Annotated in this window: 16 protein-coding genes and 2 pseudogenes; 8 read left to right on the forward strand and 10 right to left on the reverse strand. The window is 34.5% G+C overall.

Annotated elements, in window-relative coordinates; genetic code table 11:
- Positions 1-35 precede the first annotated feature (35 nt).
- The 3 genes from ACFELW_RS04225 to ACFELW_RS04235 form a co-directional block, all read right to left on the reverse strand.
- Positions 36-2,747, reverse strand: a complete 2,712-nt coding sequence (locus ACFELW_RS04225; protein ID WP_375329727.1) for a hypothetical protein — start codon at positions 2,745-2,747, stop codon at positions 36-38.
- A 214-nt stretch (positions 2,748-2,961) separates the two neighbouring features.
- A complete protein-coding gene (locus ACFELW_RS04230) occupies positions 2,962-5,004 on the reverse strand; it encodes an ankyrin repeat domain-containing protein (protein WP_375329728.1) in 2,043 nt (680 codons plus the stop codon).
- Between the two features lie 4 nt (positions 5,005-5,008).
- Positions 5,009-5,488, reverse strand: a complete 480-nt coding sequence (locus ACFELW_RS04235) for a hypothetical protein (RefSeq protein WP_375329729.1) — start codon at positions 5,486-5,488, stop codon at positions 5,009-5,011.
- 565 nt (positions 5,489-6,053) lie between these two features.
- On the opposite strand from ACFELW_RS04235, the pseudogene ACFELW_RS04240 reads away from it, so the two are divergent.
- Positions 6,054-6,263 (forward strand): annotated as a pseudogene (locus ACFELW_RS04240) (transposase); the annotation flags it as partial.
- A gap of 74 nt (positions 6,264-6,337) precedes the next feature.
- On the opposite strand, the gene ACFELW_RS04245 reads toward ACFELW_RS04240, so the two are convergent.
- From ACFELW_RS04245 to ACFELW_RS04265, 5 genes and pseudogenes are all read right to left on the reverse strand, one after another.
- The gene (locus ACFELW_RS04245) at positions 6,338-7,063 is read right to left on the reverse strand and encodes an IS3 family transposase (protein WP_375330511.1); all 726 of its coding nucleotides are present in this window, start codon (positions 7,061-7,063) and stop codon (positions 6,338-6,340) included.
- Entirely contained in the window at positions 7,030-7,155 is a 126-nt protein-coding gene (locus tag ACFELW_RS04250) for a hypothetical protein (protein WP_375329730.1), read from the reverse strand. The genes ACFELW_RS04245 and ACFELW_RS04250 overlap by 34 nt, the downstream gene beginning before the upstream one ends.
- A 7-nt stretch (positions 7,156-7,162) precedes the next feature.
- Positions 7,163-7,462: a transposase gene (locus ACFELW_RS04255; protein ID WP_094649795.1), complete on the reverse strand. Its 300-nt coding sequence runs from the start codon at positions 7,460-7,462 to the stop codon at positions 7,163-7,165.
- A 75-nt stretch (positions 7,463-7,537) separates the two neighbouring features.
- A pseudogene (locus ACFELW_RS04260) lies at positions 7,538-7,963 on the reverse strand (IS110 family transposase); the annotation flags it as partial.
- A 197-nt stretch (positions 7,964-8,160) separates the two neighbouring features.
- Positions 8,161-10,506, reverse strand: coding sequence for a WH2 domain-containing protein (locus ACFELW_RS04265; protein ID WP_375329731.1), 2,346 nt, complete (start codon positions 10,504-10,506; stop codon positions 8,161-8,163).
- Positions 10,507-10,643: 137 nt separating this feature from the next.
- Between ACFELW_RS04265 and ACFELW_RS04270 the strand changes: the two genes are divergently transcribed.
- From ACFELW_RS04270 to ACFELW_RS04295, 6 genes are all read left to right on the forward strand, one after another.
- Positions 10,644-11,255 (forward strand): 50S ribosomal protein L25/general stress protein Ctc, encoded by a 612-nt coding sequence (locus tag ACFELW_RS04270; RefSeq protein ID WP_341759031.1) that lies wholly within the window; start codon positions 10,644-10,646, stop codon positions 11,253-11,255.
- Between the two features lie 294 nt (positions 11,256-11,549).
- On the forward strand, positions 11,550-12,194 hold the full coding sequence (gene pth, locus ACFELW_RS04275) for an aminoacyl-tRNA hydrolase (protein ID WP_375329732.1): 645 nt from the start codon (positions 11,550-11,552) through the stop codon (positions 12,192-12,194).
- A gap of 3 nt (positions 12,195-12,197) precedes the next feature.
- Positions 12,198-12,632: a GNAT family N-acetyltransferase gene (locus ACFELW_RS04280; RefSeq protein ID WP_094648828.1), complete on the forward strand. Its 435-nt coding sequence runs from the start codon at positions 12,198-12,200 to the stop codon at positions 12,630-12,632.
- Positions 12,633-12,890: 258 nt separating this feature from the next.
- A complete protein-coding gene (ychF, locus tag ACFELW_RS04285; protein WP_341748866.1) occupies positions 12,891-13,988 on the forward strand; it encodes a redox-regulated ATPase YchF in 1,098 nt (365 codons plus the stop codon).
- 15 nt (positions 13,989-14,003) lie between these two features.
- Positions 14,004-14,672, forward strand: a complete 669-nt coding sequence (locus ACFELW_RS04290; protein ID WP_341748867.1) for a glutathione S-transferase family protein — start codon at positions 14,004-14,006, stop codon at positions 14,670-14,672.
- An 83-nt stretch (positions 14,673-14,755) separates the two neighbouring features.
- On the forward strand, positions 14,756-15,334 hold the full coding sequence (locus ACFELW_RS04295) for a hypothetical protein (RefSeq protein ID WP_375329733.1): 579 nt from the start codon (positions 14,756-14,758) through the stop codon (positions 15,332-15,334).
- A 201-nt stretch (positions 15,335-15,535) separates the two neighbouring features.
- On the opposite strand, the gene ACFELW_RS04300 is transcribed toward ACFELW_RS04295, so the two are convergent.
- Together ACFELW_RS04300 and ACFELW_RS04305 are read right to left on the reverse strand one after the other, a co-directional pair.
- Entirely contained in the window at positions 15,536-17,989 is a 2,454-nt protein-coding gene (locus ACFELW_RS04300; protein ID WP_341759026.1) for a glycosyltransferase, read from the reverse strand.
- A complete protein-coding gene (locus ACFELW_RS04305) occupies positions 17,986-18,900 on the reverse strand; it encodes an NAD-dependent epimerase/dehydratase family protein (protein ID WP_341749134.1) in 915 nt (304 codons plus the stop codon). The genes ACFELW_RS04300 and ACFELW_RS04305 overlap by 4 nt, the downstream gene beginning before the upstream one ends.
- 161 nt (positions 18,901-19,061) lie before the next feature.
- Between ACFELW_RS04305 and ACFELW_RS04310 the strand changes: the two genes are divergently transcribed.
- A complete protein-coding gene (locus ACFELW_RS04310) occupies positions 19,062-20,174 on the forward strand; it encodes a glycosyltransferase family 4 protein (protein ID WP_375329734.1) in 1,113 nt (370 codons plus the stop codon).
- The last annotated feature ends 156 nt before the right edge of the window (positions 20,175-20,330 follow it).

Genomic DNA, 20,330 nt, shown 5'->3' on the forward strand with positions numbered 1-20,330 from the left:
ACATTATAACCTATTTTTCTCATCTTTATACTAAATTAAATTTGGGAATTGGTATTAGACTCCACTATTCTTAAATCTTGACCAGCTTGATTAGTAACTTGCTGTTCAATAATATTAGATCTAACAATACCAATATCTTTCTGAGATTCGAAACTACTAGTATGTCCAGAAATATTACTATCGGTTACATAAATATTATCACTTCTATAGCTTTGGTCAGTTACTTGGATATTAGAGCTATCTACTCCAATATCTCTACCCGCCACATTTGCCATTTGATTACTGGTAACATTAGACTCCACTATTCTTAAATTTTGACCAGCTTGATTAGTAGCTTGCTGCCTACTACTAATATTGGATCTAACAATACCAATATCTTGGTAAGATCGGAAACTACTAGTCTGTCCAGAAATATTACTATCCATTATATAAGTATTATCACTTCTATAGCTTTGGTCAGTTGCTTGGATATTAGATGTATCTACTCTAGTATCTCTATCACTGACAACCTTTAACAGGCGGCTACTTACCTGTGAATCACTAACCGCAATATCTCTACCCGCTACATTTGCCATTTGACGACTGGTAACATTAGACTCCACTACCATTAAGTCTTGACCAGTTTGATTAGTAACTTGTTGAACAATAATATTAGTTCTAATAATACCAATATCTTTCTGAGATTGGATACTACTAGTCTGTCCAGAAATATTACTATCCATTATATAAGTATTATCACTTCTATACCTTTGATCAGTTGCTTGGATATTAGATTTATCTACTCCAATATCCTTACCACTGGTCATTTCTAATAGAGCGGATTGCATCGATGAAGCTCTCAGCATAATATCACCATTCTCACTGACAATCACAGTCTTATTGGTGGTAACATTACTACCAATTTGGATATAATGCCCTACTGTATGAGCTAAAAATTGAATAGCATTGATGATAGTATCTCGTATATAAGAGTCTGTCTTAGAATAAGTAACTAAACTATGGGTATCAAGATGAGCACTAATGTCAAGACTTCCTCCAATAGCTAAAAGTTTGATTTGTTTAGCTGTGAGTGAGCCTCTTGCTGATAATACGCCAAAGAGGCTATATAACTCAATATTACCATCGATAACTTTAATATTGCCATGAAAGCTTAAACCTTGACCAGCCCTGATAGTTAAAAAATCTTGCATTGCACAATTAATACCAGCAATAATTTGGCTAGTAGATAAAGCTCTATCCATTGATTGAACTAAGCTAATTTTTCCAGTAGCTTTTTCAATAACTATATTATGATCAAATCCAGCAAAAAAACCATCAATGCTAATGTGAGATAGATACTGAACATTAATTTGAATTAAATTATATTTACTATCAATAGGCTGGCAAATAATCTGCCCGAGTTTCACACTACCACTAATATTGAAACTATTTAACTTGGCTAAAATTGCATCTATTTCAACTTTCTTATTACCAGCATTCTGGATGTGCAAACCAAAATAACCATCCCTATCAGAACTAATATTATCTCGTCTGGCATCAAGATTAAGATTTAGTTTGATAAATTTTCCTTTATAATCGCTGAAGATAACTATATGACTCCTTCCTTCACTATCTAGATCAAATAGTTCAGTGGGTCCTTGGAAATTAGCTGTGATATTACCTATTAACCACAAACTATCAATTGTTGTGGTTTTAGCAGAATGTTTACCAAAAAATACTTTTCCTTGAGCCGCTTGATATTTTAAATGTCCTATTCTTGATTCGTTGAGATTTAATTGTAGGCAATTAATGATTTCCATCTGCTCAGCTATTAAAATACCTGGAATATCGATGACGCTGGCTCCTTTAATATTGATCTTGTCAAATTTAACGATACCATAGGGCATTTCGATCTTTTTCTCGATTGCTCGACTCACATCAATATTTAGGTCTAGCCCTTGAAACCTACCATCACCATCAGCCCTAAATTCAATGAATGAATAAACATCAATATAGACCTTGCCTATCGGTGAGATAAATGATCCAATATTAGCTATTTCTGACTTAACAATAAACTCAGTACTGAGATTTTGAAAATTAGATAATTCTTCTATTTCTTCAGCTATTAATTTACAAACTCCACTACCAGACTTAACATTCTTAAGCGATAGGATTTTTACATTTTCGCAAGAAAAATTAGTTATAATAGCAACATTTTCTAAACAAACTCTTAGTGGCTTAATATTTTCTGGTATAATTAGAGTGCCGATGACCGCTCTTGTCTCATCATTACCTTTTATTGTTAGCTCACTATTTAAACCATGTAATTCAACAGATAAATTATTTTTTACCCTACCACCTATCCAGGTAAGTTTATTACAGAAAAAATCAGCATTCAAAGCCTGACAATTTCTAAAAGTAACAGAATTGTTATTATGTTCGTCTTGTTGAATTACCAAAAACCTATCACCATCCCGATAAAACTTATTATCACTAACTGTAATACTACGAAACTGCCTGAAATCTGCATCTTCAACAGACAAACTACTACGGTTGAGGTTTTGGGTAAGAATTACTAAATCGGCGGGAGGACCTGTAAGTGTAGTAGTACTATGCCAATATAATGGCTTATTATCTCGTGAGAAAGGTAAGATACAATAAATAGTATCAGTAGGGTCTATTAAATTATTATAAATCCTTATATAATCAATATCTTCATTATGTAACTCTAAAACTGCTTTGTCGCTACTTACATAGAAATCAAACATCTCGCTACTACCCAACTATCTCAAAAGTTATAAAACTACTTATTGAGATATGAATAAATTATAAATTAGACTTCCCTGCATAAGTCAAAGATAGTTGAGGGGTTTTTAGGAGAAACGAAGCCGAGTACCGCAGCGTACATAAACGTACGTGAGGAGCGGAGGCGAGTTTCGACGACAAAATCACCAACTAGATTGACTTATGTAGGAAGTTTATTTAATTAAGGTCTGTATGAGCACTATCCCCCATCAAATTTTGCTGATAGAACATAGCTAGTATCCCTGCATAATGTTCTACAGCTAAATCGATTGGTGTATGACCGCTAGTATCTGATACATGAATATCAGGATGGTGTTTTAAAAGAACCTCCGCTAACTGGGATTTTTCTGCAAAATCTGCTGAATTCTCTAACAATATATGAAAAACTGTTTTACCTTCACTATTCTGTTTATTAACATCAATATGATTTTTTTCTAAAATCTCTGTGGCTAATTGATGGTTATTATTTTTACAAGCAAGATGTAGTAAATTATTACCATTATTGTCTGCTAAAGATTCTACAAGCGATATAAACCCAGAATCCTCAAGCAACTTCTCGATTACCTTACTATTCTCTATTTGAGCTAAATTGGCTAATAAACTAGGTTCCAACTTAATTAGTTTTATGGCAATATTGGCTTGTGCCTTATCTGCTGACAATCTTACCACTGACATTAAATTACTGGTCTTTAACAGCAATTTAGCAATCTCTGTTGTATCTTGTTCTAATGCAAGATACAAAGCAGGTTTATTGTCACTTATTACTAGTTCTGCACTATCGGCATTTAAAGCAACTAAATCCTTAACCATCTGTAAATTATTTTCTGCCAAAGCCTTTTGCATAACTATTTTACTATCAGCTCCCTTATTCAACAAAGACTCTGCTATTGCCAGCTTATTTTGTAACAAAGCATGGTATAAAGGACTATTACCTTGGGCTTCTAATTTATTTAGCAATTCCGGGTTAGTTTCTAATATCTTAGTAACGTTCTTTCCATAATTTTTGCTAATAGCATTTTTTAACTCAAGCTCAAAATTTGCTCCAAACTTTTTCAACAACTCTATCCCTGGCTTATCATCCGTTAGCACAGCTAGTTGCAACGCAGACATTCCCTTGGTTGTTAGTTGATTGATCGCCTGAGGATTAGATCGTAATATTTGTTCTGCTGATTTATAGCAACCATGCTTTAATGCCAATTGTAATAGACTGTAACCTGAATAGCTAACCTGGCTTAATTCTGCTTTATGACTAAATATTTTGTCAAGCATCACCGCATCATCTTTTAGTACCACATCTAACAGCGATTTAGTAAAATCTTGCCCCGTGGCAAACATTTTACTAATGAAATTACTATTACCTGAATCCAACACTAACTTGAAGATAGTTAGATTGGCATTGCTAATATTGAAATCAATTTTATTAGCTATTAACAAATCAAATAAAGCAGTATCGTTCTTACTTAAAGCCAGTTGGGTCAGAGATTGACCATTTTTATGAACATAATGCGGATCAAAACCATATTGTTTGATAGCATTAATTACTGAAACAGAATCTGCATCACCATTGCCCCAAAGTTTCTGTAGAATATGAGCTTTTTGTTTAGCATTTAATGCCTTAATATTATCACCAATTTGGAAACTATTTATCTGACTCTGTAAACTATTCTCCTGTGACTGCAACCCTGCTATTTTTTGCTGTACTTCGGTAATCTCCCGATTCTTCTGAGCGATTTCTTGGTTCTTTTGAGAAACTTCCCACTTCTTTTGAGCAACCTCTTGGCTCTTTTGAGCAACCTCTTGGCTCTTTTGAGAAACTTCCTGATTCTTCTCAGCAAGCTCCTGATTCTTCTGAGCAAGCTCATGACTCTTTTCGGAATTTTGTGTTGCATAACTACTATTATTACTTTGGTATGAAGTAATTTGCGGAATTATGTCGAGTATTGGGGCTATTGAGTTTAAGGAGTCAGTTGGGTCTACCGGTATATTTTGCGTATGATAAAGATGTGTTGGAACCGTAACGGATCTACTTGGATGATTAATTTGTGTGCCAGTCCCATCAAACGATCTCACTATGTGCATATCACTGTTCCCACTATAATCAAAATATACTTTAACCACAGTTTGGTTATCAGAATTTTGTTTGATAACCACACATGACTCATATTTTAAAATATCCTCAGCTTCTTGTATTTTCCCTTTTATAAAATCTCGTATTCTCATAAATTTACTCCAAATTTAATTGTGCTAGTTCACCAACCAACTTGGCAGCTAGTTGATCATTTTCCACTATTCCTGTAGTAGATGCAGGATTATCCTGAAAATCGTTTAAATATTCGTGTATTTTTCTTACTAAAGCCTGTTGTTCGTTAAGTTTGCTTTGTAATGTTGCAAGATTATTTTGCTTACTAGTGAGATTACATTGAATATTACTAAGACTATATTGAGTACTATTAAGAGTACTTTGTTTACTAGCAAGATCGTTTTGAGCATTACGAAGATTACTTTGTTCATTAGCAAGATCGTTTTGAGCTTGTGATAATTGTGACGATAAACTACTATTTTGCGATATATAGCTATTATTATTAGATTTTTCACTACTCAGCTTACTCTGCAAACTACTCAAATTCCCATCAATATCCATCAGTGGATTATTGCTTAAACTATTAAATTTACTTTTTAGTGTTTCTAATCTTTCTTTTGACATAAAACCTCTTTAATTTTTTTACTTCAATAATATCCAAAACTCCTTATATAGCTGCCTGTTAAAGTTCTAGATAGCTTTTCCGTCATTGCGAGCAGTATCGAAGCACAACGAAGCAATCCTCTCTTTTATGGATTGCTTCGTCGGCTCATGTCTCCTCGCAATGACATTTAGGAACTTGTAACAATATCAAGAACCTAATTTGTATTGACAATAAATTCCTTTATTCCTAAAAATCCATATATTTTAATAAGGTATAAAATATATTTTGGTATGTAAAGTATATTTTATAAAAAATTAGTGAAATATTTAGTTTAGTGGCAATTATGCAATGATTATATAATTTTAGTTGTAGGTAGAATTTAATTTATACACATTATTTTCTTACGACTCCTTAGGCAAAAAAATCCCTAAAATACTTTATTACGCGAATTTTGGATAAGAAGTTAAAAAATTTATAATTTTTTACTGATAAATAGTTAGGGTATGTCGTCACGAGATTGTGATTGCATAATTTTATGTGATTTGTTATTATAATTGTAGTAATAAAAATAGGCGATAAGAAGCAATGAGTTTAGCACATAGAAGACATGATATAAGCGATGAGCTTTGGAATAAGATAGAAAGTAATTTACCTGGTCAGAAAGGTTGTTGGGGAGGTATTGCAAGAGACAATAGAACTTTTATAAATGCAGTGATGTGGATATTTAGAACGGGAGCTCCATGGAGAGATTTGCCTCCTGATTATGGCAATTGGAAGAATGTACACAGAAGATTCTAAGGTGGTCCCCTTTGTCTAGACAAAAATTTAGATAAATAGAGATATAATTCACAAAAATTAAATTGTTGTTTTTATACAATATTTTTTTCAAAATATACACATTCTGGAGTTTTATAATCCAAAGTTTGATGCATCCTTTGTCTATTATAAAAGTCCATATATTCGTTAATTGCTGTTTTTGCCTCCTTTACTGTTGTTAAAATAATCCGATAAATTTTTTCCTGTTTTAATGATCGCCAAAAACGTTCAATAAAAATATTATCTAAGGCTCGTCCCTTACCATCCATACTAATCAAGATATTATGTAGCTTTAGCATACTAATAAAATTCTCCGAGGTAAATTGTACTCCTTGATCAGTATTAAATATTTTTGGCATACCATATTTTTCTATAGCGTCTTCAAGGGCTGTTACACAAAATGCACTTTCCAAACTAATGGAGATTCGCCAACTTAGAATATAACGACTATACCAGTCAATAATAGCTACTAAATATACGAACCCTTGGCTCAGTCTTATATACGTTATATCTGCACTACAAACCTGGTTTGGCAATACTATTTCTAATCCTTTTAGTAAATAAGGATATATTTTATGTGCCTGATTCCTCTTGCTTAAATTTATTTTAGGATAAACAGCTTCAAGACCCATTATCTTGTAGTAACGTCTAACAGCTTTACGACCTACCGAAAAACCTTGGGCTTGTAAATATTTAGCCATCCGCCGCATACCATAATATGGATGCATAGTATAGGTCTCATCAATTATTGCCATAATCTTGATATCTTGTTCACTAATACCAGTAGGTTGATAGTAATAGGTTGACCTGCAATATCCAATAACTTACACTGTTGTACAATTGTTAACTTATTATGATTAGGCTCTATCATATTACACCTAACCTTTAATTCCAAACAATGCAGATTTTTTTTTGAGCCAGTCACACTCAACGCTTAACTGACCAATTTGCTCATATAGATTCTTGATTAACCCCTGCTGATTTGGGTCAGCACTCTGTGTTTTATTCTTAAAACCTTGTACTAACAACTCAAGACCTTGTTTTTTCCAGTTACTTATCTGTGTTGCATGAACACCATACTTACTGGTTATCTGGGCTATTGTTAGCTCTCCCTTAATTGCTTCTATGACAATTTTGGCTTTCTCCTCAGCACTATATTGCCTTACTTGTTTTTTCATCTCTAGCTCTCCTTGTTTGCTAAAGAATTCTATCTCATTTTTCTTATTTTTCTGTCCAAAATATTGGAACCATTATAACCCCCTGATCTCATTAGCAAGAGCTGTACGGTTTTTTACCAATCGTTGCCTTACCCTATGAATAAATAAAATATCTTGTTGCTCTGCAGTTTTGATAGGCACAAATCTCATATTAGGTCTCGCTACTGCCTCACATATTGCTTCGCTATCTGCTTGATCATTTTTATTAGTTTTAACATAAGGCTTAACAAATTGCAGGGCTATTAATTTTACAGTATGCCCTAGTTTTGTTAATTCTCTTGCCCAATAGCTAGAACCACCGCAAACTTCTATGCCTACTAAGCATTTTGGTAAGTTAGCCATAAAAGTTAGAACCTGCTCTCTCATTAATTTTTTCTTTAATATTGTCTTACCATTTTTATCTACACCGTGAATTTGAAAAAATTTTTTTGCAATATCTATACCAATTGTGGTAACTTCCATACGGACCTCCTTATTGTTGTTTAGGATTCATTTCCTATCCTAGAAGATTAGCATTTGCTTCTCATTCTGTATATAGGGTAGGTCCATACCATTATTTCTAATTACTTCCCTGGATTGCTTTGTTGCCACTAAGTGGCTTCTTGCAATGACGTCGTTTTGATACACCTACTTAACCCCAACACTAGTGTACACTGCCCTTATACACGACCACCTACAGGTCGAATTTTAGGGGGAAGAGGTGGTGGAGGGGGCTTATTGGCTCCTGTAACATTCCCGGGTTTAGGGATAGTGGCGGCAATAGCTTTTACTTCTGCCTGAAGCTCTTTAGGGAGATTTTCCTTTGTTGCTACCGCTTCAACAACAGGCTTAGCTGATAAGTCAAGAGTATTGTTCTCATATTTCTCTTTAAGTTCCTTTAGTTTTTTAACGATATCTGTTTGTTTCTTTTCCTGATCAACTTCTTCCCATCCCTCAAAATCTTGCTCCCTGAAATCTTTCCCAATAAATTCAATTAGCTCTTCTTTGGTCTCAATATTTTTAGTCTCCGAAAGTTCAGCATGAAGTGTCTTAATAAGAGCAGATTGATCGATATCTTTATTTTCAATAAACTCCACAAGCGCAGCATGTGGGTGTTCATCATCGTCATCATCTTGGAACGCAGGTCTTCTAGCAAGTATTGCGTCTCTCAGAGATGTAACAATAGAAGGTTCCTCTCCTGCTTTAGTTTTATCTACAGCATCTTTGTGTTGTTTATCTATATCATCTACCTTTTTAAGTTTTACTCCAGCTCTAATTGCAGCTAATAGAGTACCTCTTTCATCTTTCTCCTCAGGCACTGCTACTGCCGGCTGTTTCTCCTTAGGCACTACTACTGATTTAAGTTGTATTCCCTTATTAATTTCATCTAATAGCTGTCCATGAGCATTCTCCTGCCCTTCTATTGGGTTTGCTGCTGCCGGGTTGTTAATTTGACCAGGCGGCGGTGGTGGTGGCGGCGGTGGAGGAGGTGGTAGCGGTTGATCAAACCCTCCATCTGGTAGAGGCGGCGGAGCTGGTTGGGCTGCTGTAGGTGGCAATGGTGGTGGCGGTGGTATTATTTGGGGTTCTTGATGAGCCCCTTGTTGTAAGCCTGGTACATGTAGTGGTGGTGATGGCGGCGGTGCTGGAGGTGGAGGTATTTCCGTTGCAATATTTGGTTGTGGGTCAGCTAGATTCTGCAACGACGCAGTACGTACAGGTGGAGGTGGAGCATGCCGTTTTGTTGACGATGGCATAGATGCTCGTCTAGCATGTTCTTCTGGTTGTGGAGCATTTATATCCGGCAACGAAGTAGTATGTGTAGAAGGTGGAGCTGGAGCTGGACGTGTTGGTCGTGGTATAGAGCCGGCTGCTTGCTGAGAACCTATACCAGTAGGAGGTAAAGGCGGTGCTGGCGGTATTGTAACATTTGGTTGCTGAACAACTTGGTTTGGTAATGAAGCGTTAGCTAAAGGAGGTGGTGGCGGGGCTTGACGTAGTGGCACCGTCTGTAGATTAGGCATTGATGAGTGCAAGGTTTGCGACTGAGTCTGCTCTTGACCAATCGTAGTTAGTAATGGTTCTGAAATAGAAACTGTTCTGGAAAAAGCTAAATCAATTTTACTACTTAAAACTTTCACTGCATCGGACTGCTCGTTTGATAACTTTCTTTCTGTCAACTTCTCTAATTCTTTATGCAACTTATCTTTTCTAGCTAGTTTTGAACTCTCTATGTTCTTACCAGTGAATTTTAAAGCATTATCAATATGACGTAACGTTTCATTGTTTTTGATTACGGTGTTTTCCAGAATTTTTTCTGGAGTACTTACAAAAATATGCTTGATTTTTGTTACAACTTGTTTAAGACCATCTAACCAAGTTGAGGGTAAGTCTTGTTGCAATTTTGCTAATTGTTGTTTTATAGCAAGCAGCCCTTGCACTTTATCATTAGCCTCTACCAATTTGGTGATGTCTTTTTGTATTTGTGTTAGCTGTGTTCTTTCGTGCATTAATGCTACAGCCTCTTTAGCATTATAAAACTTTGGTACAATTTCCCTAAATTTTTCTGGGGATACATCCAATTTGATCAGCTGTTCTTGTAATTCTGCTGCTATTTTTTTTTGTTCATCCGATAACTCTTTTTGCAAAATCTTATCCAACCCTTTCTGTAATTCTTTATCGATGATTACTTGTAACGATGAAGATTTTTTTCCTATTTTTTTTAATGTATCGTCAACATCTGTAAGTATCTCTCTGTTGATTTCTCTCCTTTCTGCGGCAATCTGCTCGTCATTTTTTATAAAAAGATATTTCACTTGAGGAATAATTTGTACGAATCTTTTAAACCAAGGTAAAGATGGTGCTTCTTTCTTTAGCTGTTCCACTTCCTGTTTTAGCTCTATGCTACCTTTTAATTGTTGATTAGCATCTAGGAGTTTACCTATAGCATTTTGCATCTTTGTTAATGAATTTGCTTCACTTGATAATACAGCGTCTATGCTTTTTTGTTCTTGAACTTTCGACATATGATAACCTCTTAATAACTTTAGTATGAGCATCTATAGTAAACAATAGTCAAACGTCTTGTCAAATTAATACTTGAATTTTTTAGCATTTAGTACTATCATCACCTCATATTATTAAAATCTCTTGGGAGAAAAAGATGAGTGAACTATTAGAACTTGCAGCGGAAATGCGGGAGAAATTTGGGACAGGAGCTGCAAGAGACCTACGCAGAAGAGGTATGGTTCCTGCTGTGGTTTATGGAGCAAATAAACAGCCACTTGCTGTTTCTATTGAAGAAAAAGAAATAACTAAGCACTATAGAAAGCCTGGTTTTATATCATCCATTGTTCAAATTAAAGTGGGGAACAAAACCCATAAAGTATTACCAAAAGCTGTAGAATTGCATCCGATTACTGACATAGTTAGGCATGTTGATTTTGTCCATTTAGAAGAAAAAACCCAAACAATGGAAGTTCCAGTGGTTTACGAAGGTAAAGAAAGAGCTTTGGGAGTTAAAAGGGGTGGATTCTTTAATATTATAAAAAGAACTATAACTCTTTTATGCGATGTCAATAATATACCTAAAAATATTAATATTGATGTTAGCAATATGCTAATAGGTCAGTCTTTAAAAGCTAAAAACATTAAATTACCTGAAGGAACTCAGCTAGCTAGTAAAAGTGATTTTATTATTGCTACTATCATTGGGCGTAAGGGTAGTAAGGCAGAAACTGAAGAAACTGCAACTGAAGAAGTAAAAGCAAAATAATTATATAATCGTCATTGCGAGAAGTGTGTAAGCTTTAGCCGTCATTGCGAGGAAGACCGTAGGTCGACGAAGCAATCCATATGACAATTTATGGATTGCCACGCTCACATATGTTCGCTCGCAATGACGTGTATGCATCTCAAACGTCATTGCGAGGAGTCGTTTTATGACGACGAAGCAATCCGTTTTTGTGTTATATCTGCCCTTAGTGTCACCCCTGCTTCAGTGCGGGGTCTAGATTCCCGCCTACGCGAGAATGACAATAGTGGGTGGAAATGACAAAAGGTCGTAATAATGACATTATCAAAAACGCATGAATATCCCTCAATTATTGGCAAAGCCAATTCTTCAAAGCCTTCAAATATATATTCAAATCAGAAGAGTGTACTTGTTGTAGGTTTGGGAAATATAGGCAAGGAGTATCAAAATACTCGTCATAACGTTGGCTTCATAGCTGTCGATTATTTATCAGAATACTATAAAATTTCTTGGAATACAAAATCCAAACTTCATGCAGAACTGGCACAAGGGATAGTGGACGGACAGAAATTACTATTGGCAAAACCTGTAACTTATATGAATCTGTCCGGTAAAGCAGTACAAGCCATATGTTCTTACTATAATATCAACCCACCAAATATTTTCGTTTTACATGATGATATAGATTTAGAAATTGGTCGAATAAAATATAAATTAGCTGGTGGTAGTGGTGGGCATAATGGTTTAAAATCATTGGATCAGTGTATAGGGAATGATTATCACCGTATCAGAATTGGGGTAGGAAGACCATCGGCGTATGATGATGTATCGGATTACGTCTTAGCTCCTTTCTCTAAAGAAGAATATAAAATTATTATCAGTTCCATTGATGTAATAACCAATAATTTCCATTTATTGCTTTCAGGCAAAGTGGAAGAATTTAACAGGAGTGTAGTTTAAATTATGGAGAGACAATCACATTTAGAGATAGTCTATGCAGATAATAGCATAGATGCACAATATATGAAGGTAATGGAGAATGGTTTAAATGAGCAGGCTAAAGTCAAGAAGGGGCTTGATGTTATAAAATCATTTTCCTTTGCCTGTTTTGATAATGATAAAAACTTTGTTGCTGGTGTAGATGGCAAGAGTTTCTATGGTTGTTTATATGTTGACACGTTATGGGTTTCAGAAAATTTTCGTGGTCAAAATTATGGTACTTTACTAATGGCAAAGGTGGAAGAGGTAGCACGAGAGCGTAATTGTAAATTTATGACTTTATTCACTACCGATTGGCAAGCCAGACCATTTTATGAAAAATTAGGCTTTAAATTAGAGTTTGTAAGAAGTGGCTATGCTAAAGATTCGGAAGTATATTATTTAAGGAAAGATTTATAGCTTCCTAGCATTACTTAGTCATTGCGAGAAGCCACTTTGGTGGCGACGAAGCAATCCAAGAAAATGGTTAGAAATGGATTGCTTCGTCGGCTTACGCCTTCTCGCAATGACGTTTAAATATAGGAGCATATATATCGCTAATAGACGTATATATACCCCCAGCGTCATTATGAGAAGCCACTTTGGTGGCAACGAAGCAATCCATGGTAAATACCAATTGGGTTAACTATATGAATAGAAATTTATGATATTAGATTTATGACATTAAGATGTGGTATTGTTGGTTTGCCAAATGTAGGAAAATCAACTTTGTTTAATGCTTTAACTTCCAGTGTTGCAGCAGAAGCGGCTAATTATCCTTTCTGCACTATAGAGCCAAATTCGGCTATAGTATCAGTACCGGATATTAGGCTAAATGAGTTGGCAGTTGTTGCTAATTCTACTAAAATTATTCCTACTTATATAGAAGTCGTCGATATTGCTGGCTTGGTACAAGGGGCTAGTAAAGGTGAAGGGCTTGGTAATAAGTTTTTATCTCATATACGAGAGGTCGATGCTATTTTGCACGTATTACGTTGTTTTGAGGATATAGATATTACTCATGTGCATAATAAAATTGATCCAATATATGATGCTGAAATAATAGAAACAGAATTAATTTTAGCCGATCTTGAATCGGTAGAAAAACGTTTAACGAATGCTGAGAAACGTTTAAAAACAGGCGATAAAGCTTTAAAAGATCAAGTAGAGTTATTAAAAGAAATTCAAGCAACTCTAGCGATAGGTAAGCCAGTACGCAGCATCAGCAAGGCTTATAGCAAAGAAATGTTAGATCAATTGCAATTATTGACTTCTAAGCCAGTTTTATATGCTTGTAATGTCTTGGAAAATGAGGCGATTACTGGTAATAAATTTACCGAGCTTGTAGCAAAAAAAGCTGAAGAAGAAGGGGCAAAACATGTCCTCATTTCATCGAAAATTGAAGCGGATATTGCAGTTTTGGAAAGTAAAGAGGAAAAAATTGAGTTCTTAAATAGTATAGGGCTTGCGGAAACAGGTCTGAGTAAAATTATAAGAGAAATGTATAATTTATTAGATCTAAAAAGCTTTTTTACTGTTGGACCGAAAGAAACCCATGCCTGGACTTTTAGTAATGGTACACTGGCTCCTAAAGCAGCTGGTATTATTCATACTGATTTCGAGAAAGGTTTTATTCGGGCTGAAGTCATTAGCTATCAGGATTATATAAAGTTTAATGGGGAAGTAAAAGCCAAAGAAATGGGTAAAATGCGTTTAGAAGGCAAAGAGTATAAAATGCAAGATGGAGATGTAGTGCATTTTAGGTTTAATGTTTAAATCAAGGGTAGTTAATTGAGAAAATTATACCATTATCCTATTTGTCCATTATCACGTCAGGTTCGGGTGTTGCTAAAAGAACTAGATGCTCAATTTACTATGGTTAAAGAGGATTATTGGCAGAGGAATCAGGAATTTTTGTCTTTAAATCAGGCGGGTACTTTACCGGTCTTACAAGAGGCATCCAATTTAATTATAGCAGGAATTTATCCGATCACTGAGTATTTCCATGAAAAATATCCAAATTTTAATTTTATGGACGAAGATTTTGATATTAGATGCGAAATCCGTCGATTACTCAGTTGGTTTAATGAAAAATTTTACCGCGAAGTAACAAAAATTATTATCGATGAAAAAATAGTAAGACCATCCTGCCAATTAGGAGGACCTAGAACCGATTTTCTTAGAGCAGCAAAGACTAATTTGTCACATCACTTAAACTATATGTCCAATTTATTGGAGTTACGTAGCTTTATTGCATCAAATTCCTTAAGCTGTGCAGATATAGCTGCCGCCTGTCATATCTCCGTTCTAGATTATTTCGGTGAAGTTAACTGGGATAAATGGTCATCTATTCGTCATTGGTATGCAATAGTCAAATCCAGACCTAGCTTTCGCTCCCTACTACAAGACAAAATCCCAGGTTTTACTCCACCCACATGCTACGCCGATTTAGATTTTTAATGATTGAGATAAGGGGAATTTTCTGCTACAATTTCTAGTGAAGTCCATGGATAAAAAATTTAATTAAATAATCAGAGGAAATTATGGGTAAAAAAGTAGATGAAGTTCAAGATAGTTTGTCTGCAGAAGAGCTAAAGAGTAATATAGGAGAAATGCCTGGTACTTTTCTAGCCTTGCGACAACTAGAAGAAGTAAAAAAGAATCTGGAGGAAGCACGTAAATGTTTTTCTGGTACTGCTAGTAAGGCTTTTTCTGGGGTAAAGAAATTAGAATTTGAGAAAGCAGGAAAGGTGTTTGAGGAATTTATGAGTTCATTTGAAAAACTCAAGGAATTCGCTGATAGTGTAGATCATAAAAAACCTCTAGATAAATTAAGCTCTTCACTAACTCTTACAGGTCGCTTAAAAGATTTTGCTACAGAACAATTAAAAAAAGTTGAAAAAATATTTGAGGCACCCATTAATGCCGTCAAAGATAATAAGATTTTAAATGCGGTGGTGAATGTAATAAAATGTTCATGTAAGGCAGTTAGTACTATAGTTAAAAGTAGTTTAAACAATGCTATAGCCATGGGAGACGTTGCCAAGAGTGTTGTTAATCTAGGTTCGGCAATAAAAGAGGCTGCTATGGGTAAAGGGACACAAGCATCAATGAGTAAGTAACTACAGCTAACCCAGATTAGCTTAGCATTTAATCAATGTAAACTAACGTCATTGCGAGGAGCCACTTTACGGCGACACGGCAATCCAAAAATGGATTGCTTAGTCGGCTTACGCCTCCTCACAATGACAAGCGAGTTATATGCCTACGTCATTGCGAGCAAACGCACGTGAGCGTGGCAATCCATAAGCCTATCACTCCCCTCACCTATTATGATCATTATTTATGACTGTTAGCAAATAGTTTTTTAAAGCAAGAGCATTTTTATTATATTTTCTAATAAACTCCGGTAGTTTGGAACGTATCATATCAATATTTTGTTGAACCTTTTCTATTGCTTTAAATATGGTCAGCGGACAATCAACGCGATTAACAGTTAACATATCACGTAAAAATTGATCATCATAAATATCTGCTGTAGGACCAACTAAGCAAGGCACTCCTAAACTTAGACTCTCTAAAACTATCATAGGTGAACATTCTGAATTAGTAATGTATAAAGTTAAATTAGTATTGGCAATAAGTTTTATTAGTTCTTGATGTGGTAATTGCTCGGGAAAAACTTTAAGCTCTACATCCTGCATCATCCAACAAGCATGTTTATTGTCATTAAAATGGCAATTAGTGTAACAAGAAACCTTATCTTTCAACATACTTATTGCAGCAAATTGAGGATAGAGATTTTTTATCCATATGCTAGAAGCACTCCATATACCAATTGTAAATTTACTATTCTCTATAGCTATCACCTTTTTTTCAGGCATTGATGGTATGAAGTTTTGTAATAAATAAGATTGAATACCATTAGCTATCAAAAATTGTTCTAGACCTTTCTTCAGGGTGATAATAGCCTTAATCTTATTTTGTTTATATAAATTTAACCATTTATAAAAATCTTGGCAATGATGAGAATCTACCCATTGGGCAGGAGAACCATGCCATAAAAAGTAAATATCTAAATAATTATCAGCCTTAAGCTGATGCAACTTTTCTACTAATTGAGCATGAACATCAAGCCCACCCGATATAACTAATTTTTTAATGCCTGTTTTGATAATTAACTGAGCTATTTTAGTGATAATTTTGTTGGGTAAATATGCATTAATATAATTTAGCAAAATATTTGCTTTGCCTATAGGAAAAGGAATTATTTGGTCAAATAATTCTTTAGTAGAGTTAGCGACTCCAGGAAAAGTACTAGAATATATTACGTAGATATCGTCAATAGACCTCTTGTAAAACTCTACTTCTGCTGGTAATTTGGACAATGATGCGGTACTCGAATCCTCACATACACTAGAGTACGCTGCGGTTCTGCGTTCCGTGTCTCCTACAAATTCCTCAGCATAAGCGAGTTTTGTAAGAGGTCTAATATCCTTTTGCTGTCCTTGGTATTTGATTATAAAATTTTTAAAATTATCATAATCATTTTCTGAAGAACAAGAATAAAGCATTGTAATTATTCGTCTAGCAAGCAATCTAACCCAATAATATCTTAGAAGAGGTTGTGCTATCTTTTTTAACAAACGAATAGAACGGATTTTATCAATTATCGATGGAGCTTCGCCCTTATTAACAAGGTTGATATCTCTTAAAATTTGTTGCTTTATTTGTAAATTTTGTTTTTTGTTATGATTTTTTACTGAAATATCTATAAACGAAAGCCATAAATTTTGCAAATGGGCTTTATCGGCAAAGATTTTTTGATAAGCAAGGAAATTTTGCTGTTTAATTTTTGCTAGTAAATCTCGGTCAACATCTAATTTTTTTATTGCCTCCGTAAGATACGGATGATTTCTATTGATTATAAACTGATGTTGTATATCAGGTAGCACCTCCCGGACAATCCCCACGTCAGTAGTAATAATTGCACAACCAAATGCCATCGCTTCAATAAGCGTCAAAGGTGTTCCTTCTTGCACTGAGGCTATTAGCAAAATGTCTGTTTCTTTTAGAGTATCCCAAACTTCTTGTTTTGAGTGTAGTCGCTTATTTTTATCTATTATACATTTTTTGATATGAATTTTCTCATGCTCAAGCTGTTCTAGGGCTGGCATAATTACTGTTTTTAGACCTTTGTAATCGTCAATAGTACTATACCAACTTTCCCAAGCACTATTACCAATCCATGTGATAACTAGCTGACTAGAGGCTAAACCAATTTTAGGATCAGGAGCAATTTGTGAATCTGGAATTAATACATTATCATAAATTACTTGCCACGGTTTTGGATATTCTGGGATATTTGCATAAATATCATACAATCTTTTAGAGCTAGTGTAGTAGTTGTCAATAAATCGGAAAGTTGGTAGATTTTTTAGTATGTCAGATTCATTTTCAATAAATAAATGATCAGGTATGCTAATGGTAATGGCAATATTTAATAATTTTTCAATATTACTATTAGTGTTAATACCATTATCTGCTATAATTTGCAGTAAGTGCGTTAAATACCCACGATGAAAAAAATGTATTAATTTAATAGAATTATATTGGTTTAAATTAATTAAAAACTCCTCCGATGTTTTATAATCACAACTATAAATTATATGACAATCATATTGATCATTTAACAAAGATTGAACAAACGAAGCAACGTTATCAAAAGCCCACCCCCTAATATCCGCTACTAAAATCAGGGTTTCTTTGGAATTCATAAATTTACGCTAAATAACTCTAATAATCCAGTTGCTAACTCATATGTTGCTTTATAATTTAACATCTGCTGAGCCAATTCTGGGCTGCCAACAGAAGTATTTATACTACCAACTTGAGGTGGTAGATATTTTATTCCTTTGATAACAGCGATTTTATCAATTAATTGAATAAGTTCATTTATAGAATAGGCACGTCCTGTGCAAACATTTAGTACTGGTGCCGATGATGCCGCCATAGATAAGGCTCTAACACACATATTTGTTACATCTGAAACATGTATAAAGTCCCGACTTTGATTTCCATCACCAAAAATCACCAACTCTTTACCATCTTTCACTTGTTCTCTAAATATTGATATTACACCAGAATAATCAGAATTTTTAGGTTGTCCTGTACCATAAACATTAAAAAAGCGTAAACCACAACTTTTAAGAGATTTAACCTCGCCAAAAGCCTTAGCTTGTAGCTCGCAGGCATATTTATCCGCCGCATAAGGAGAAAGTGGACTCACTTTGCCATTTTCTTGTAGAGGAAAATCACTGATCTTGCCGTAAACAGCAGCAGATGACGCATATACCACAGGAATATTTTGTTTACTTGCCTGAAGGAAGATATTAATGGTTCCTGTTAAATTTACTTGATGGCTATAGTGCCAATTATTAATTGATTCCTGCACACTTGCCACTGCTGCAAGATGAAAACAACCCTCGATATTTCTAAATACTTTCTTCACAATATCTTGATCTAAAATATTTCCTTGAATAAACTCAATATTTTTATCAAGTGAACTATTAAAGGTACCAGTTGAAAGATCATCCAATATGACAACTTGGTGTCCTTCTTTGGTTAATAATTTAACAAGGTGCGAACCAATGAAACCAGCTCCACCAGTGACTAAATATCTTGACATATACTATATAATAAGTTTAATTCAATTATACTAAAATGATTTGAAGAGTTTGCTCCGCAAGACTGTAGGTAATTCGCGTACTCACCCTTTGGTTATTGTCCCCATTTCCCAAATCATTTGAGTATGATTTTATGTTATAGAGTTATTATAAAGAAAAATAAATGAAAAAAATCATTATTTTTACAAATACAGATTGGCACTTTTATAACCATCTTCTGCCAATTGCTTTGACTGCTAAAATTAAAGGATATGAAGTTAAAGTACTAACAGATATTAGTGAATTTAAAGATAAAATAGAACAGCATAATTTACCAGTAATTCCAATTTCAATAAAGCGTGGAAGTATTAACCTTTTTACTGATTTACTATTATTAATCAAGCTAATCAGAATATTAAATAAGGAAAAACCTGATATATTACATAATTTCACTATAAAACCAATTTTTTATGGAAGTATCAGTGCTTTTCTGTGCAATACACCACAAATCATTAACACTTTTGTTGGTATGGGTTTATTGTTTATCAGCAATAAATTTTTACTAAAATGCCTTAGGAAGATCATAGTTAAAATATTATCCCTAATAAGCTATTATAAAAGTATGTTATTTGTTGTACAAAATGATGATGATTTAGCTTTAGTGGTGAAATTAGGTATTGCTCCCCCAAATTTAGTCATTAAACAATGTAGTGTCGGTATAGAAACCAAGAAATTCCCTCTCCTACCAGAACCGTTAGGTAATAAAATAGTAGTTGCCTTAGTAGCTAGAATGCTTATTGATAAAGGTGTATATGAATTTATATATGCCGCAAAAATATTAAAACAGAAAAATATCGATGCTGAATTCTGGTTAGTTGGTCAGCCTGAACAAAATAATAAACAATCAATAGCACAATCCATATTGGAAGACTACCAAAATCTAGGATATATCAAATATCTTGGATATCAGAAAGATATAGAAGAAATATGGAAAAAAGCCCACATCGCCGTATTACCCTCCTATCGTGAAGGACTAAGCCGCTCCCTTTTAGAGGCTGGGGCATATGGTAGAGCGATTATTACTACTAACGCTCCAGGTGGCAGAGAATTAATACAAGACAAAATAAATGGGTTATTAGTCAAACCTCAAAATATAGAAGATTTAGCAATAGCTATGGAGCTGCTAATCACTATGCCTTCGTTACGAAAACATCTTGGTGTGCAAGTTCGACAAGATATTTTAGGAAAATATGACAACCAATTAATCTCTGAGAAGATGGTTAATTTTTATGGCTAACCTAGTACTACAGTTGTAGATTGAATGTGAGTGTTCACGGAAAAAAGGTTACAAGTATAAGATGTCATTGCGAGGAGGTTGCCAGACCGACGAAGCAATCCAGGAAAGTGATTAGAAATGGATTGCTTCGTTGACCTTACGGTCTCCTCGCAATGA

It is taken from the genome of Candidatus Tisiphia endosymbiont of Nemotelus uliginosus (genome assembly GCF_964264755.1).
Lineage (GTDB): Bacteria > Pseudomonadota > Alphaproteobacteria > Rickettsiales > Rickettsiaceae > Tisiphia.